Source organism: Streptomyces zaehneri (assembly GCF_032248645.1).
Taxonomy (GTDB): domain Bacteria; phylum Actinomycetota; class Actinomycetes; order Streptomycetales; family Streptomycetaceae; genus Streptomyces; species Streptomyces coriariae.
In genome coordinates this window covers 276,513-290,707 of record NZ_JASTTJ010000001.1, presented here as the reverse complement: position 1 = coordinate 290,707, position 14,195 = coordinate 276,513, and the positions used below count along the sequence as shown (strand labels likewise).

The window sequence follows — 14,195 nt, the reverse complement described above, 5'->3', positions numbered from 1 at the left end:
CTCCGTACGTGACTCCCCCGAAGAAGAAGGCCACCGCGAAGAAAGCGGTGACCAAGAAGGCGGCGGCCGACAAGGCGGCGAGGAAGAAGACGACGGACAAGAAGACGGCGGCCGGGAAGGCGACGCGCAAGAAGGCCACGGCCGAGGAGACGTCGGCAGCGGCGGCGACGGAGCCGGCGGCCGCAGCGACAAGGGCAGAGCCGGCGGCCGAAGCGGCAGCGGCAGCCGAGGAGGTCGCCGCGAAGGCACCGGTGAAGCTCCCCGTGGACGCCTCCCCCGATGCTGCAGAGCCGGCAGCGGCAGCCGAGGAGGTCGCCGCGAAGGCACCGGTGAGGCTGCCCGTGGACGCCTCCCCCGATGCCGGCGCCGGCCCCTCCCCGACCGTCGTCGTGGAGCCCGCCGTCGACCCCGCCATCGGCCCCGCAGACCGTGAACGCCTGCTGCACGGCACCCATCACGACCCGCACTCCGTGCTGGGCGCGCATCCGGTGCCCGGCGGGATCGTCTTCCGGGCGCTGCGCCCCTACGCGCGGTCCGTCACGGTGCTGTCGGGCGACCTGCGCGCCGAACTACACGACGACGGCGACGGCTTCTTCTCCGGCCTGCTGCCTCTGACCGAGGCCCCGGTCCACCGGCTCCTGGTGACCTACGAGAGCACCACCGTGGAGACCGAGGACGCCTACCGTTTCCTGCCCACACTGGGCGACCTCGACCTGCACCTGATCGGCGAGGGCCGGCACGAGCAGTTGTGGACGGCGCTGGGCGCGCGTCCGACGACCCACCAGGGTGTGAGCGGCACCGCCTTCTCCGTGTGGGCGCCGAACGCGCGCGGGGTGCGGCTGGCCGGCACCTTCAACTTCTGGGACGGCACGGGGTACCCGATGCGGTCGCTGGGCTCGTCCGGGGTCTGGGAGCTGTTCGTGCCCGGGATCGGCGAGGGCGAGCTGTACAAGTTCGACATCACCCGCCCCGACGGCTCCCACACCCTGCGGGCCGACCCGATGGCGCGGCGCACCGAGGTGCCGCCGGCGACCTCGTCGGTCGTGCACGCCTCGCACTACGAGTGGGGCGACGAGGAGTGGCTGGCCCGGCGGGCCGGGATACCCGTGCACGAGGCCCCGTTCTCCGTCTACGAGCTCCATCTGGCCTCCTGGCGACCGGGGCTCACGTACCGGCAACTGGCCGACCAGCTGCCCGCGTACGTCCGGGACCTCGGCTTCACGCATGTCGAGCTGATGCCGGTCGCCGAGCATCCCTTCGGCGGTTCGTGGGGCTACCAGGTCACCGGTTTCTACGCGCCCACCGCCCGGCTCGGCACCCCCGACGACTTCAGGTACCTGGTGGACGCGCTGCACCGGGCCGGCATCGGTGTCCTGATGGACTGGGTGCCTGCGCACTTCCCGCGCGACGAGTGGGCCCTCGCGGAGTTCGACGGGCGTCCGCTCTACGAGCACGAGGACCCGCTGCGCGCCGCGCATCCCGACTGGGGGACGCTGGAGTTCGACTTCGGGCGGCGCGAGGTGCGCAACTTCCTGGTGGCCAACGCGGTCTACTGGTGCGAGGAGTTCCACATCGACGGGCTGCGCGTGGACGCCGTCGCCTCGATGCTGTATCTCGACTACTCGCGCGAGCCGGGTCAGTGGACCCCGAACGAGCACGGGGGCCGGGAGAACCTGGACGCGGTGGCGTTCCTCCAGGAGATGAACGCGACGGTGTACCGCCGCAGCCCCGGGGTCGTCACGATCGCGGAGGAGTCCACGGCCTGGGACGGTGTCACGCGGGCCACGCACCACGCGGGTCCGAGCGGCTTCGGCGGTCTGGGATTCGGGCTGAAGTGGAACATGGGCTGGATGCACGACTCGCTGGAGTACATGAGCCACGAGCCGGTGCACCGCAGGTACCACCACCACGAGATGACCTTCTCGATGGTGTACGCCTACAGCGAGAACTACGTGCTGCCCCTCTCCCACGACGAGGTGGTGCACGGGAAGCGCTCGCTGGTGTCGAAGATGCCCGGTGACTGGTGGCAGCAGCGCGCCGCGCTGCGGGCGTACCTGGCGTTCATGTGGGCCCACCCGGGCAAGCAACTCCTCTTCATGGGACAGGAGTTCGCCCAGGGCGCGGAGTGGTCCGAGGCCCACGGCCCCGACTGGTGGCTGCTGGATCCGGCGTACGGCGCCGAGGCCGACCACCGGGGTGTCAGGGACCTGGTCCGCGACCTGAACGGCGTCTACCGCGCGGTGCCGGCCCTCTGGCAGCAGGACACCGACCCCGCCGGTTTCCAGTGGGTGGTCGGGGACGCGGCCGAGGACAACGTCTTCGCCTTCCTGCGGTACGACGCCGAGGGCTCCCCGCTGCTGTCCGTCTCCAACTTCTCCCCGGTCGTCCGCCACGACTACCGGCTCGGCGCACCCGACGACGTCCCGGCCTGGCACGAGGTCCTCAACACCGACGCGGTCGGCTACGGCGGCAGCGGTGTCGCCCATCCCGACCCCGTCAAGCCGGAGCCGCAGGGGCATCACGGCCGGCCGGCGAGCGTCCGGCTGACGCTGCCGCCGCTGGCGACGGTGTGGCTGCGGCCCGCCTGAGCCCTGCCCCGGGGTGACGACCCGGGGGCGACGAGCCGGGGTGAATCCGTCGGCCGGCTGCCGGGCGGTGCGTCGGTGTGCGGGCGGGGGTCCCCGCCCGCACGCGCTCACCGCACCGCCCGCACGCGCTCACCGCACCGCCCGTACACGCTCACCGCCACCGGCCGCGCACCGAAGTGATCGCGGCGCGACCGTCCGCCGTGCCGGTCCCGCGTTACGCCGGAGGTTCCCCGAGGGCCGCTGCCAGCGCCTTCGGGAGGGTCCTGCTGTGCAGCACCCCCAGCCGCTGCGTCGCCCGGGTCAGCGCCACGTACAGGTCGCTGGTGCCGTACCGGGAAGGCTCCACCACCAGCACGGAGTCGAACTCCAGGCCCTTGGACTGGCGCGGGTCGAGCAGAACGACGCTCCGGGTCAGGTCGGGCTCGGCGCCCGCGGTCACCCCTTCCAGCCGGGCCGCCAGCTTCCGGTGCAGGTCGCGCGGGGCGATGACGGCGAGCCGGCCCTCGGCGGGAGTGAGTTCGCCGACCGCCTTGGCGACCGCGCCGGGGAGGTCGTCGGTGGCGCGCGCCCACGGCCGTACACCGGTCGACCGCACCGAACTGGGCGGCTCGAAGCCGGGGTGCTCCGCGCGGACCACCGCCGCGGCCACGTCCATGATCTCTGCCGGGGTGCGGTAGTTGACGCCGAGCCGGGTGTGCTCCCAGCGGTCCTCGACATACGGCTGGAGGATCTCGGACCAGGAACCGACACCGGCCGCCTCGGCGGTCTGCGCCGGGTCGCCGACCAGGGTCATCGAGCGGGTGGGGCTGCGTCGCATCAGCAGCCGCCAGGCCATCGGCGACAACTCCTGCGCCTCGTCGACGATGATGTGCCCGAACGCCCAGGTGCGGTCGGCGGCGGCGCGTTCGGCGGCGCTGCGGTGGTCGTCCTCCTCGTGGCGTTCGGCGAAGCGTTCGGCGTCGATGATGTCGTGCGCGGACAGGACCTCGGAGTCCTCCTCGTCCTTGTCCTCGAACTCGTAGGTGCGGGAGGCGTACGAGACGTCCAGGACGCCCTGCGCGTAGGCGACCTGGGTCTCCCGCTCGCGGTCCGCGCGGGCCCGCGCCACCCGGTCGTCCTCGCCGAGCAGTTCGGCCGCCTCGTCGAGCAACGGTACGTCGGCCACGGTCCAGGCCCGGTTCGCCGGGCGGCGGATGGCGGCCGCGTCGTCGTCGGAGACGTAGCCCACGGGGTCCGCGAGGAAGTCGGCGACCAGGCGCTGCGGGGTCAGCCGCGGCCACAGCTGGTCGATGGCGGCCCAGACCTCGGGGTTGTCGGCGAGCTCGTCGCGGATCTGGGTGATGTCGCTCGGGTCGAGCAGGTTGGAGCCGTCGTAGGGATCCGTGCCGATGCGCTCGGAGACCATGTCGGTGAGCGTGTTGAGGATGTGGCCCTCGAAGATCTCGCGGGCCGCGTTGTGCGGCAGCCGGGCGGCCCGGGTGCGCTCGCGGGCCATGTTCACCAGACCGTCGTCCAGCATCAGGATCTCGCGGTCGTGCCCGATCGCGATCACCGGATCGGGCAGTGCCTGCCAGTCGCGTACGACGTCGGCGAGCACGTCCGCCATGTCGGCGCGGCCCTTCACGGCCGCCGCCGCCCGGGTGTCGGTCGCCGTCGCCTTCACGCCGGGGAAGAGTTCGCCGACCGTCGCCAGCAGCACACCGGTCTCGCCCAGCGAGGGCAGCACCTCGCCGATGTAGCCGAGGAAGGCGGGGTTGGGGCCGACGATCAGGACGGCCCGCTTGGCGAGCAGTTCCCGGTGTTCGTAGAGGAGAAAGGCGGCGCGGTGCAGGGCGACGGCCGTCTTGCCGGTGCCGGGGCCGCCCTCCACCACCAGGACCCCCCGGTGGGGCGCCCGGATGATCTCGTCCTGCTCGGCCTGGATGGTCTGCACGATGTCGCTCATCCGGCCGGTGCGCGCGGAGTCGATCGCGGCGAGCAGCACGGCGTCGCCGGTCGGGTCCTCGTGGCCGGTGCGGGTGGCGTCGCCGATGTCGAGGATCTCGTCGTGCAGGGCGGTGACCCGGCGGCCCTCGGTGGTGAGGTGCCGGCGCCTGCGCAGCCCCATCGGGGTGTGACCGGTGGCCAGGTAGAAGGGGCGGGCGACGTCGGCGCGCCAGTCGATGAGGACCGGGGTGCGCTCGGTGTCCTCGGCACGCAGGCCGATGCGTCCGATGTGGTGGTTGGTGCCGGAGGTGAGGTCGATGCGGCCGAAGCAGAGGGAGCCGTCCACCGCGTTCAGCGCGGCGAGCAGTCCGGAGCGCTCGGCGACGAGGATGTCCCGCTCGAGCCGGGCCTGCATGGGTGTGTTGCCCTGGGCCAGCGCGTCGGTGACGGCGCCCTCGGTGTCGCCGCGCAGCGCGTCCACGCGCGCGTACAGGTCGTCGATGAATTCCTGCTCGCAGCGCAATTCACTGTCCGGAAAGTCGGCGTTTGACAATTCCACTCCCGCCCGCATATACTGTGCTCACTGAGCTTCTTTGCGACTTCATTCACGTCAAGTCGCGAACCATCGAATATACGCAGAGAAATCCCCCGAGCGCAATTGCTCGGGGGATTTCTCTGTGCTGCGGAGCCTCCCGCCCGGTCAGTTCACCGCGCGCTCACAGGACCTCGTCCAGCTCCGCCAGCAGCCGGCGCTTGGGCCGGGCGCCCACCATCGACTTCACGGGCTCACCGGCCCGGAACACCATGAAGGTCGGCATCGACAGCACCCGGTACGCGTGGGTGGTCTCCGGGTTGGTGTCCACGTCCAACTGCACCACCTTCAGCCGCTCGCCCTCCTCCGCGGCGAGCGCGGTGAGCACCGGCCCCATCTGCCGGCACGGCGGACACCAGTCGGCGGTGAACTCCACCAGCACCGGCAGGTCCGCCCCCAGCACCTCCGCCCCGAAATCCGCGTCCGTCACCTCGGCCACCCCGTCCGCCTTGATCACCGTTCCCGCCCTCCCAGTTCGCACTCGGGCTCCGGACCCCCCGGAACCCCCGCCTCGGCGGCCAGCTCGTCGCGCGCCAGCTCGGCCCGCACGAGCTGCCCGGCGACCGTCTCCCGCACCGCCCGCAGCTCCCCGATGAGCGCGTCGAGCTCGTCGAGCTTGCGCCGGTAGACCGCGAGCGACGCCGGGCACGAGTCGCCCTCCGGGTGCCCGGCCCGCAGGCACTCCACGAAGGGCCGGGTCTCCTCCAGGTCGAACCCGAAGTCCTGGAGCGTCCTGATCTGCCGCAACAGCCGCAGATCACCCTCGTCGTACGTCCGGTACCCGTTGTCGCCGCGCCGCGCGGGCAGCAGCCCGCGCGACTCGTAGTACCGCAGCGTCCGGGTGGTGGTCCCGGCCCGTGCGGCCAGCTCGCCGATGCGCATGCCTACGAACGTAAGGCTTGACGCCCACGTCAAGGCAAGAGCGGTTTCCGCTCGACCGGCGAGGTGAGCACGATCGACGTCGTCGTGCGCCCGAGGGCGGAGACGGCCTCGAGAACGCCCTCCAGGTGGACGGTGTCGCGGACGGCGACCTTGAGGATCCAGCAGTCCTCCCCCACCACGTGGTGGACCTCGGTGATCTCGGGGCGCTCGATCAGCTCGAGGGTCCTGGGGTGCTTCAGGGTGTAGCCGCCGTGCGGGTCGACCCGGACGAACGCCTGGATGCCGTAGCCGAGCCGGGCGGGGCTGACGTGTGCGCCGTAACCGCTGATGACGCCCGCGGCCTCCAGCCGCCGCACCCGTTCCGTCACCGCCGCCGGACTCAGCCGCACCCGGCGGCCCAGCTCGCTGAGCTTGATCCGGCCGTCGGTCTGGAGCAGTTCCAGGATCCGCCGGTCCAGCGCGTCGAAGGCCACCGATGTTCCGTCGGCGGCGGCCCGTGAATGCCGAGGTTCTTTCGGTGCGACGACCGGAACTCCCATGGTTACCCCTTCAGGACGGGCGTGTACGCCAGGAGAATCATGGTCATGGAAATGACGCAGGAGGTAAAGGCCCGGGAGGTGGCGGCCACAGGGGCGGCGGCCGGAATAGCAGCGGCCGAGGACGTGGCGGCCCGGCAGGGAAATGCCCGTGAGGTATTGGTCATCGGCGGAAACCGCTATTTCGGAAAGCGACTGATCGCGCGCCTGCTGGCCGCCGGGGACCGGGTGACGGTACTGAATCGCGGTTCGTCCGCGCCGCCTCCGGGCGCTACCCACCTGATCGCCGACCGCGACGACGAGAACGCGCTGGACTCGGCGCTCGGTCCACGCACCTTCGACGTCGTCGTCGACCAGGTCTGCTACACCCCGCGGCAGGCGGCGATCGCCCGCCGGGTCTTCGCCGGCCGCACCCGGCGCCATGTGCTGACGTCGACGGTCGAGGTGTACGAGTACGAGGACTCCGTCGCCTTCGTGCGGGAGCAGGACGTCGATCCGCTGGGCGTCCGGGTCGACCTCGAACTCCCCTGGGACAAAACGGAGTTCCTCGACTCCCACTACGGCGAGGGCAAGCGGCAGGCGGAGGCGGTGTTCGCGGCGGAGCCGGCGTTCCCCCATGTGGCCGTCCGCGTCGCCCATGTGCTGGGCGGGGACGACGACTTCACGGGACGGCTGGAGCACTACGCCTCCCGCATCCGCGCGGGTGAGCCGATCGCCGTGCCGCCGGTGAACCGTCCGGCGACGTACATCCATGTCGAGGAGATCGCCGACTTCCTGTTCTGGACGGTGGGCCAGGACTTCACCGGCCCGGTCAACGCGGCCTCGCACGGGACGCTGACCACGCACGACCTGTGCGAGGCGGTGTCCGAGCACGTCCCCGCCGGCCGGGCGGTGTTCCGGGAGGTCGAGGTCGGTGAGGTGTCCCCGCTCTCCTTCCGCCGCTTCTACGGCATGGACAACACCCGCGCCACCCGGCTCGGGTTCACCTTCGGCAACGTACGGCAATGGCTGCGGCGCGCGGCCGACGAGACCCTGGGGAAGGTGGACTGACGTGCGTCCCCGCACCCTGGGCGGCGTCTCCCGCAGCTCCCTCGACGGGCCCGCCGAGCGGCCCGCCGACGCCCTCGGCGCCTTCCACGAGCCGGCCCTCGAGCTGGGTGTCAGCCCCCGGCAGCTCTGCCCCGCCTGGCTCCTGACCCGCTCCCCCACGGTGATCCCCGTCCCGGGCGCGAGCCGCCCCCGGTCGATACGCGACTCGGCGGCGGCAGCCGGCCTGACCCTGACCGAGGACCGGCCGACCCGCCTGGACGAGTCGGTGCGACGCCAACGCCAACGGCAACGCCCCGCGTAGCGGGGCGTTGCCGGGGGAGGGCCTGCAGGGAGGCCCGGGGAGGGGAGACCGGGCGGCCGGGCCACGGGGGAGTGCTCGGCCGCCCGGAGAGGGTGGGGTGGTGGCCCGGGTGTCCGGCTCCGGTTCAGGCGGAGCCGGACACCCGGAGTCGGGAGGCCTAGGCCTTGGCGAGTTCCTTCTCGCCGCCCTCGCGCTGCTCGGGCACGTCCACCGGGGCGGTCGCGACGCCGTCCCCGTCGCCGTCCCCGTCGTCGAGCAGGGTCTTCTCGTCGAAGGGCAGTCCGCCGGCGAGCACCACCTGGACGCGCTCCTTGTCGATCTCCTTCGTCCAGGTACCGATCAGGACGGTGGCGACGGCGTTGCCCGCGAAGTTGGTGAGGGCGCGGGCCTCGCTCATGAAGCGGTCGATGCCGACGATGAGGCCGATGCCGTCCACCAGGGCGGGCTTGTGCGACTGGAGACCGCCGGCCAGCGTCGCCATGCCGGCGCCGGTGACACCGGCCGCGCCCTTGGAGGCGACGAACAGGAAGAGCAGCAGCGGGATCTGCTCACCGAGCGACATCGGCGTGCCCATGGCATCGGCGATGAACAGGGACGCCATGGTCATGTAGATCATGGTGCCGTCGAGGTTGAAGGAGTAGCCGGTCGGGACGGTGATGCCGACGACGGGCTTGCTGACACCCAGGTGCTCCATCTTCGCGATGAGCCGCGGCAGCGCGGACTCGGACGAGGAGGTGGACAGGATCAGCAGGAACTCCCGGGCCAGGTACTTGAACAGGGCGAGGATGTTCAGACCCGAGACGATCTTCAGCAGCGCGCCGAGCACGATGAAGACGAAGAGGAAACAGGTGGCGTAGAAGCCGAGCATCAGCACGGCGAGGCTCTTGAGCGCGTCCACGCCCGACGAGCCGACGACCGCGGCCATGGCGCCGAAGGCACCGACCGGAGCGGCCCACATCACCATCGCCAGGACGCGGAAGACCAGGCGCTGGATGTGCTCGACACCGCGCAGCACCGGCTGGCCGGCCTTGCCCATGGCCTGGAGCGCGAAGCCGCAGAGCAGGGCGATGAGGAGGGTCTGGAGGACCTCGCCCTCGGTGAAGGCGGAGACGATCGTGGTGGGGATGATGCCGAGCAGGAACTCGGTGGTGTCCTTGGCCTCCGGCGAGACCTGCGCCTGCCCGGTCTCCTTCACGGCGTCCGTGATGGCGAGGCCCGTGCCCGGCTCCAGGATGTTGCCGACGACGAGGCCGATACCGAGGGCGACCAGCGACATGACCATGAAGTAGCCGAGGGCGATTCCGCCGACGGCGCCGACCTTGGCGGCCTTCCGTACGGACCCGATGCCCAGCACGATCGTGCAGAAGATGATCGGCGAGATCATCATCTTGATCAGGTTCACGAAGCCGGTCCCGATGGGCTTCAGCTCCACGGCGAAGTCGGGGGCCGCGAGACCCACGGCGATGCCGATGGCGACCGCGACGATCACCGCGATGTACAGGTAGTGGGTGCGGTCCCGCTTGACCGCGGGTGCGGCAGGTGCCGTATCGGGGGTGCTGCTGGCGGCCACGGCTGCCCTCCTTGACGTCTTCGTCGGCATCACCGGCGTGCGGCTCACGTCCGGGGTTTATGGGGGATTGCCGTGACTATCTCCCGCCCTGTGAGGGCGGTCACCCTTCCGTTCATTTAGTTCACACTTAACGCCGGGGGCACACTGACGACATGCGCATCCCCCCTCTGCCGAGACCCCGCAGCCTGGCCGGCCAGCTCTTCGCCATGCAGGCGGTGCTGATAGCGGTGCTCGTCGCGGGATACGCGCTGTTCACCTACGTCAGCGACCGCAACCAGGCCGAGGAGGCGGCGGGCCGCCAGGCCACGGCCGTGGCCCGCTCGGTCGCCGACTCACCCTCCGTACGGGCGGCGATCCGGACCGCGAAGCCCACCGCAGAGCTCCAGCCCTACGCCCTGCGGGTCATGAGGGACACCGAGGTCGACTTCGTCACGATCATGAACCCGGAGGGCATCCGCTGGACCCACCCGGACAGGACCCAGATCGGCCAGCGCTTCCGCGGCAACACGGCGAAGGCCCTCGAGGGCGACACCTTCACCGAGACCTACACCGGCACCCTCGGCGCGTCCGTGCGCGCGGTCACCCCGATCGAGGACGACGGCACGATCGTCGGCCTGGTCAGCGCGGGGATCAAGGTCGAGTCGATCAGCAAGCGGGTGCAGGACCAGGTGACGGCCCTGTTCGCGGTGGCCGGCGGCGCCCTCGCCCTCGGCGCGATCGGCACGTACGTCATCAACGCGTCCCTGCGCCGCCACACCCATGGCATGAACGCGACCGAGCTGAGCCATATGCACGACTACCACCAGGCCGCACTGCACGCGGTGCGGGAGGGGTTGCTGATGCTGGACGGACAGTACAGGGTGGCGCTGATCAACGACGGGGGCCGGGAGCTGCTGGGCGTCTCGGGAGAGGTGGTGGGCATGTCGGTCGCGGAGCTGGGTCTGCCGGCCCCGCTGACGGGTGCGCTGCTCTCCTCGGAGCCCCGGGTGGACGAGGTGCACCTGACGGCGGACCGGGTGCTCGTGGTGAACACCTCGCCGGTCTCGGGCGGCGAGCGCCGCGGCAGTGTGGTCACCCTGCGCGATGTGACCGAACTCCAGTCCGTGATGGGCGAGTTGGACTCCGAACGCGGCTTCACGCAGGCGCTGCGCTCACAGGCCCACGAGGCGGCGAACCGGCTGCACACCGTGGTGTCACTGATCGAGCTGGGCCGGGCGGAGGAGGCGGTGGACTTCGCCACGGCGGAACTGGAACTGGCCCAGGCGCTGACGGACCAGGTGGTCGCGGCGGTCAGTGAGCCGGTCCTGGCGGCCCTGCTGCTGGGCAAGACGGCCCAGGCGAACGAGCGGGGCGTGGAGCTGGTGGTGTCCCAGGAGAGCGGCCTGGACGACGGCCTGCTGCCGGAGTCGCTCCCCGCCAGGGACCTGGTGACGATCCTGGGCAACCTCATCGACAACGCGGTGGACGCGGCCCAGGGCAGCACCCGGGCGCAGGTGACGGTGACCGCCGCCACGGAGGGTGCCGAGCTGCTGCTGCGGGTGGCGGACACGGGGGCGGGAGTGGATCCCGCGCACGCCACCCTGGTCTTCGAACGCGGCTTCTCGACGAAGCCGGCCGGGCCGGGCGGGCGGGGCCTCGGGCTGGCACTGGTCCGGCAGGCGGTGCAGCGGCACGACGGGACGCTGTCGGTGGCGGAGGCCGCGGGCGGCGGAGCGGAGTTCCTGGTGCGCCTGCCGTTGCCGGCGACGGCTGCCTCCGGTGCCGCAGCGTCCGGCACCACCGGGTCCGGTGCCGCAGCGTCCGGCACCACCGGGTCCGCGTCGGGGTCTGGAGGCGGAAGATGACGAGCGAAGAGCCGATCAGGGTGCTGATCGTGGAGGACGATCCGGTCGCCGCGGACGCCCATGTGATGTACGTGGGCCGGGTGCCGGGGTTCGTCGCGGTGGGCAAGGCGCACACCGGCGCGGAGGCCCGGCGCCTGCTCGACCGCACGCCGGTCGACCTGCTGCTGCTGGACCTGCACCTGCCCGACGCGCACGGGCTCCAACTGGCCCGCTCGCTGCGGGCGGCGGGGTATCACGCGGACGTGATAGCGGTGACGTCGGCGCGGGACCTGACGGTGGTGCGGGAGGGCGTGTCGCTCGGCGTCGTGCAGTACGTACTGAAGCCCTTCACCTTCGCCACGCTTCGGGACCGGCTGGTGCGGTACGCCGAGTTCCGGGGGGCCGCGGGCGAGGCGAGCGGCCAGGACGAGGTCGACCGGGCGCTGGCGACACTGCGCGCGCCGGGACCCGCCGCGCTGCCCAAGGGGCTGAGCGCGCCCACGCTGGAGCGGGTGACGGAAACCGTACGGGAGGCCGAGCAGGGGCTGACCGCGGCGGGGGTCGCCGAGTCGGTGGGCATCTCACGCATCACGGCCCGGCGCTATCTGGAGCATCTGGTGGAGGCGGGAAGAGCCGAGCGGAAACCGCTGTACGGGCAGGTGGGGAGGCCGGAACTGGTCTACCGCTGGGTGCGGACGGCCCGCGGAAAGTGATCTCCCCGCCCCCCTGACCACCCGCGCCCACCATGACCGCCACCCGCTGTCACCTGCCGTCACCTGCCGTCACCGCCCTGACGCGCCGCGACCGCCGTCACTCGCCGCAGGAGCAGGCCGGTTCGGCGAGCCTCGGCGCCAACTCCCGGGCCGGTCGCCGGAACTTCACCCGGCACAACCGACCGAGCGGTCACCGACGCGGATTCCCACAACGGGTGACCATGTCCGAACACCCTGTAGTCACCACACCCCGTGCCCCCCTACCTTGTCCCCCGTGCCCAGACCTCCAGCCCACACCCGTCAGCCGGGTCCCCCCTTCAACGCCCCCGCCGCCCGCAGGCTCCGCGCGGCCCTCGGCATGACCCCGGACCACGTCGCCCACGGACTGCGCGCCTCCTACGCCCTGCCGCACGCCACCTCCGATCTCGTCGTCGCCTGGGAACGCGGGGCACTCACCCCCTCGCATCCCGAACTCACTGCTCTCGCTGGCGTGTTGTGGTGTTCCCCGGGTGAACTGATCGGCAGGCCGCGCACCCTGCGCGAACACCGCGTCGCCCAGGGCTTCGCCCCCGAGGACGTCGCACGGGCCGTGGGGCACGAGTTCCTGGCGTACACGCGGATGGAGGAGAGCGGGCAGTGGCGCGGCACCGACCGGCAGTCCGCGGCCCTCGCCGACCTGCTCGACCTCTCGCTGCCCGACCTGGTCACCGTCACCGGCCTCGAGGCCAAGCTGGCGGACCTGCTGCGCACCGCCGCCCGCACCCGCTGGCAGGCGTACGTCAGACCCGTGGGCAGAATCGTGCCCCTGGACCGGCGCCTCCTGGAGGAGACCCTCCAGGAGCTGCACCAGGACTACCAGGGGCAGACGGCCGCCATGCCGAACCGGGGCGACGGCGGCGCGGCCGGGGAGGCGAGCGACGCCGGGCGGGACTTCCTCGACCGGATCGTCGACGCCTTCTGGACGAGCCTCGAGAACCGGACCGCCTGGGCGGTGTCCGCGAGGCAGCGCCCCGCCGGGGCCCGGCCTGCTAGAAGACCGACTCCGCCTCGACGATCCGGTCCTTGGGGACCGTCTTCAGTTCGGTGACCGCCTCCGCCAAGGGCACCATCACCACGTCCGTCCCGCGCAGCGCGGTCATCTGCCCGAACTGACCCCGGTGCGCCGCCTCCACCGCGTGCCAGCCGAAGCGGGTCGCGAGGACACGGTCGTACGCCGTGGGGACACCGCCACGCTGGACGTGGCCGAGAATCACCGGTCGGGCCTCCTTGCCGAGCCGCTTCTCCAGCTCGTAGGCGAGCGCCGTGCCGATGCCCTGGAAGCGCTCGTGACCGAACTGGTCGATCGCGCCCTTGCTGTAGTCCATGGTGCCGTCGGCCGGGTGCGCGCCTTCCGCGACGCAGATCACCGCGAACTTCTTGCCGCGCGCGAACCGCTCCTCGACCATCTTCACCAGGTCGGCGGGGTCGAAGGGCCGCTCCGGCAGGCAGATCCCGTGCGCGCCCGCGGCCATGCCGGACTCCAGCGCGATCCAGCCCGCGTGCCGGCCCATGACCTCGACCACCATCACCCGCTGGTGGGACTCCGCCGTGGTCTTGAGACGGTCCATCGCCTCCGTCGCGACGCCCACCGCCGTGTCGAAGCCGAACGTGCGGTCCGTCGACGAGATGTCGTTGTCGATCGTCTTCGGCACGCCCACCACCGGCAGGCCGGCGTCCGACAGCATCCGCGCCGCCGTCAGCGTGCCCTCGCCGCCGATCGGGATCAGCGCGTCGATGCCGAAGTCGTGGATCATGTCGGAGGCGCTCTCGCAGGCCTCGCGCAGCCGGTCGCGCTCCAGGCGGGACGAGCCGAGAATGGTGCCGCCGCGGGCCAGGATGCCGCTCACCGCGTTGAGGTCGAGGCCGCGGTAACGGCCGTCCAGCAGACCCGCGTAGCCGTCCTCGAAGCCGATCACCTCGTCGCCGTAGTGGTCGACGGCGCGGTGCACGACCGACCGGATCACTGCGTTCAGGCCGGGACAGTCGCCACCTGCGGTGAGAACTCCGATGCGCATCGTGCTGTGTCTCCTGCTCGCTGTTGGTACCGGTGAGCCAGGTTCGATTGTTTCACGCCGCCGAGCGGGCTGTCTCTTGACGGGCGCCTTAACTACGGCCAGAGGTATTGTCAAGAGGGATCTGCTCACCTAGGTGGGCGATTTTTGTGCCCGTGTCCTC

The 14,195-nt window shown here is 71.6% G+C and carries 12 protein-coding genes; 6 read left to right on the top strand and 6 right to left on the bottom strand.

The window, feature by feature from the left end; genetic code table 11:
- Window positions 1-341: 341 nt before the first annotated feature.
- Window positions 342-2,588 carry a 1,4-alpha-glucan branching enzyme gene (gene glgB / locus QQM72_RS01345; RefSeq protein WP_399075723.1) on the top strand — a complete coding sequence of 749 codons (2,247 nt, stop codon included), beginning with the start codon at window positions 342-344 and terminating at the stop codon, window positions 2,586-2,588.
- A gap of 214 nt (window positions 2,589-2,802) precedes the next feature.
- On the opposite strand, the gene QQM72_RS01340 is transcribed toward glgB, so the two are convergent.
- The 4 genes from QQM72_RS01340 to QQM72_RS01325 all read right to left on the bottom strand — a co-directional run bounded on the left by QQM72_RS01340 (window position 2,803) and on the right by QQM72_RS01325 (window position 6,461).
- Entirely contained in the window at window positions 2,803-5,085 is a 2,283-nt protein-coding gene (locus QQM72_RS01340; RefSeq protein ID WP_314218924.1) for a HelD family protein, read from the bottom strand.
- Window positions 5,086-5,230: 145 nt separating this feature from the next.
- Entirely contained in the window at window positions 5,231-5,563 is a 333-nt protein-coding gene (locus QQM72_RS01335) for a thioredoxin family protein (protein ID WP_314218923.1), read from the bottom strand.
- On the bottom strand, window positions 5,560-5,988 hold the full coding sequence (locus QQM72_RS01330) for a MerR family transcriptional regulator (RefSeq protein ID WP_314218922.1): 429 nt from the start codon (window positions 5,986-5,988) through the stop codon (window positions 5,560-5,562). The genes QQM72_RS01335 and QQM72_RS01330 overlap by 4 nt, the downstream gene beginning before the upstream one ends.
- A 29-nt stretch (window positions 5,989-6,017) precedes the next feature.
- Window positions 6,018-6,461, bottom strand: a complete 444-nt coding sequence (locus tag QQM72_RS01325; RefSeq protein WP_314218921.1) for an Lrp/AsnC family transcriptional regulator — start codon at window positions 6,459-6,461, stop codon at window positions 6,018-6,020.
- Window positions 6,462-6,578: 117 nt separating this feature from the next.
- Between QQM72_RS01325 and QQM72_RS01320 the strand changes: the two genes are divergently transcribed.
- Together QQM72_RS01320 and QQM72_RS01315 are read left to right on the top strand one after the other, a co-directional pair.
- On the top strand, window positions 6,579-7,574 hold the full coding sequence (locus QQM72_RS01320; protein ID WP_314218920.1) for an NAD-dependent epimerase/dehydratase family protein: 996 nt from the start codon (window positions 6,579-6,581) through the stop codon (window positions 7,572-7,574).
- Between the two features lies 1 nt (window position 7,575).
- Window positions 7,576-7,875 (top strand): aldo/keto reductase, encoded by a 300-nt coding sequence (locus QQM72_RS01315; protein ID WP_314218919.1) that lies wholly within the window; start codon window positions 7,576-7,578, stop codon window positions 7,873-7,875.
- Window positions 7,876-8,032: 157 nt separating this feature from the next.
- Here the strand turns inward: QQM72_RS01315 and QQM72_RS01310 are convergent, their stop codons facing one another.
- A complete protein-coding gene (locus QQM72_RS01310) occupies window positions 8,033-9,475 on the bottom strand; it encodes a cation:dicarboxylate symporter family transporter (protein WP_314219156.1) in 1,443 nt (480 codons plus the stop codon).
- Window positions 9,476-9,597: 122 nt separating this feature from the next.
- On the opposite strand from QQM72_RS01310, the gene QQM72_RS01305 reads away from it, so the two are divergent.
- The 3 genes from QQM72_RS01305 (at window position 9,598) to QQM72_RS01295 (ending at window position 13,068) form a co-directional block, all read left to right on the top strand.
- Window positions 9,598-11,289: a sensor histidine kinase gene (locus QQM72_RS01305; protein WP_314218918.1), complete on the top strand. Its 1,692-nt coding sequence runs from the start codon at window positions 9,598-9,600 to the stop codon at window positions 11,287-11,289.
- Window positions 11,286-11,981, top strand: coding sequence for a response regulator (locus QQM72_RS01300; protein WP_314218917.1), 696 nt, complete (start codon window positions 11,286-11,288; stop codon window positions 11,979-11,981). The genes QQM72_RS01305 and QQM72_RS01300 overlap by 4 nt, the downstream gene beginning before the upstream one ends.
- 265 nt (window positions 11,982-12,246) lie before the next feature.
- Window positions 12,247-13,068 carry an XRE family transcriptional regulator gene (locus tag QQM72_RS01295; RefSeq protein WP_314218916.1) on the top strand — a complete coding sequence of 274 codons (822 nt, stop codon included), beginning with the start codon at window positions 12,247-12,249 and terminating at the stop codon, window positions 13,066-13,068.
- Here QQM72_RS01295 and QQM72_RS01290 read toward each other — a convergent pair.
- Window positions 13,010-14,035 carry an ATP-dependent 6-phosphofructokinase gene (locus tag QQM72_RS01290; RefSeq protein ID WP_314218915.1) on the bottom strand — a complete coding sequence of 342 codons (1,026 nt, stop codon included), beginning with the start codon at window positions 14,033-14,035 and terminating at the stop codon, window positions 13,010-13,012. The genes QQM72_RS01295 and QQM72_RS01290 overlap by 59 nt on opposite strands.
- Between the last annotated feature and the right edge of the window lie 160 nt (window positions 14,036-14,195).

Bases quoted from the DNA above. Each gene is read 5' to 3' on its own strand.
- QQM72_RS01340 (WP_314218924.1), bottom strand. From the start codon at position 5,085: ATGCGGGCGGGAGTGGAATTGTCAAACGCCGACTTTCCGGACAGTGAA.
- QQM72_RS01330 (WP_314218922.1), bottom strand. From the start codon at position 5,988: ATGCGCATCGGCGAGCTGGCCGCACGGGCCGGGACCACCACCCGGACG.
- QQM72_RS01320 (WP_314218920.1), top strand. From the start codon at position 6,579: ATGACGCAGGAGGTAAAGGCCCGGGAGGTGGCGGCCACAGGGGCGGCG.
- QQM72_RS01310 (WP_314219156.1), bottom strand. From the start codon at position 9,475: ATGCCGACGAAGACGTCAAGGAGGGCAGCCGTGGCCGCCAGCAGCACC.
- QQM72_RS01305 (WP_314218918.1), top strand. From the start codon at position 9,598: ATGCGCATCCCCCCTCTGCCGAGACCCCGCAGCCTGGCCGGCCAGCTC.
- QQM72_RS01300 (WP_314218917.1), top strand. From the start codon at position 11,286: ATGACGAGCGAAGAGCCGATCAGGGTGCTGATCGTGGAGGACGATCCG.
- QQM72_RS01290 (WP_314218915.1), bottom strand. From the start codon at position 14,035: ATGCGCATCGGAGTTCTCACCGCAGGTGGCGACTGTCCCGGCCTGAAC.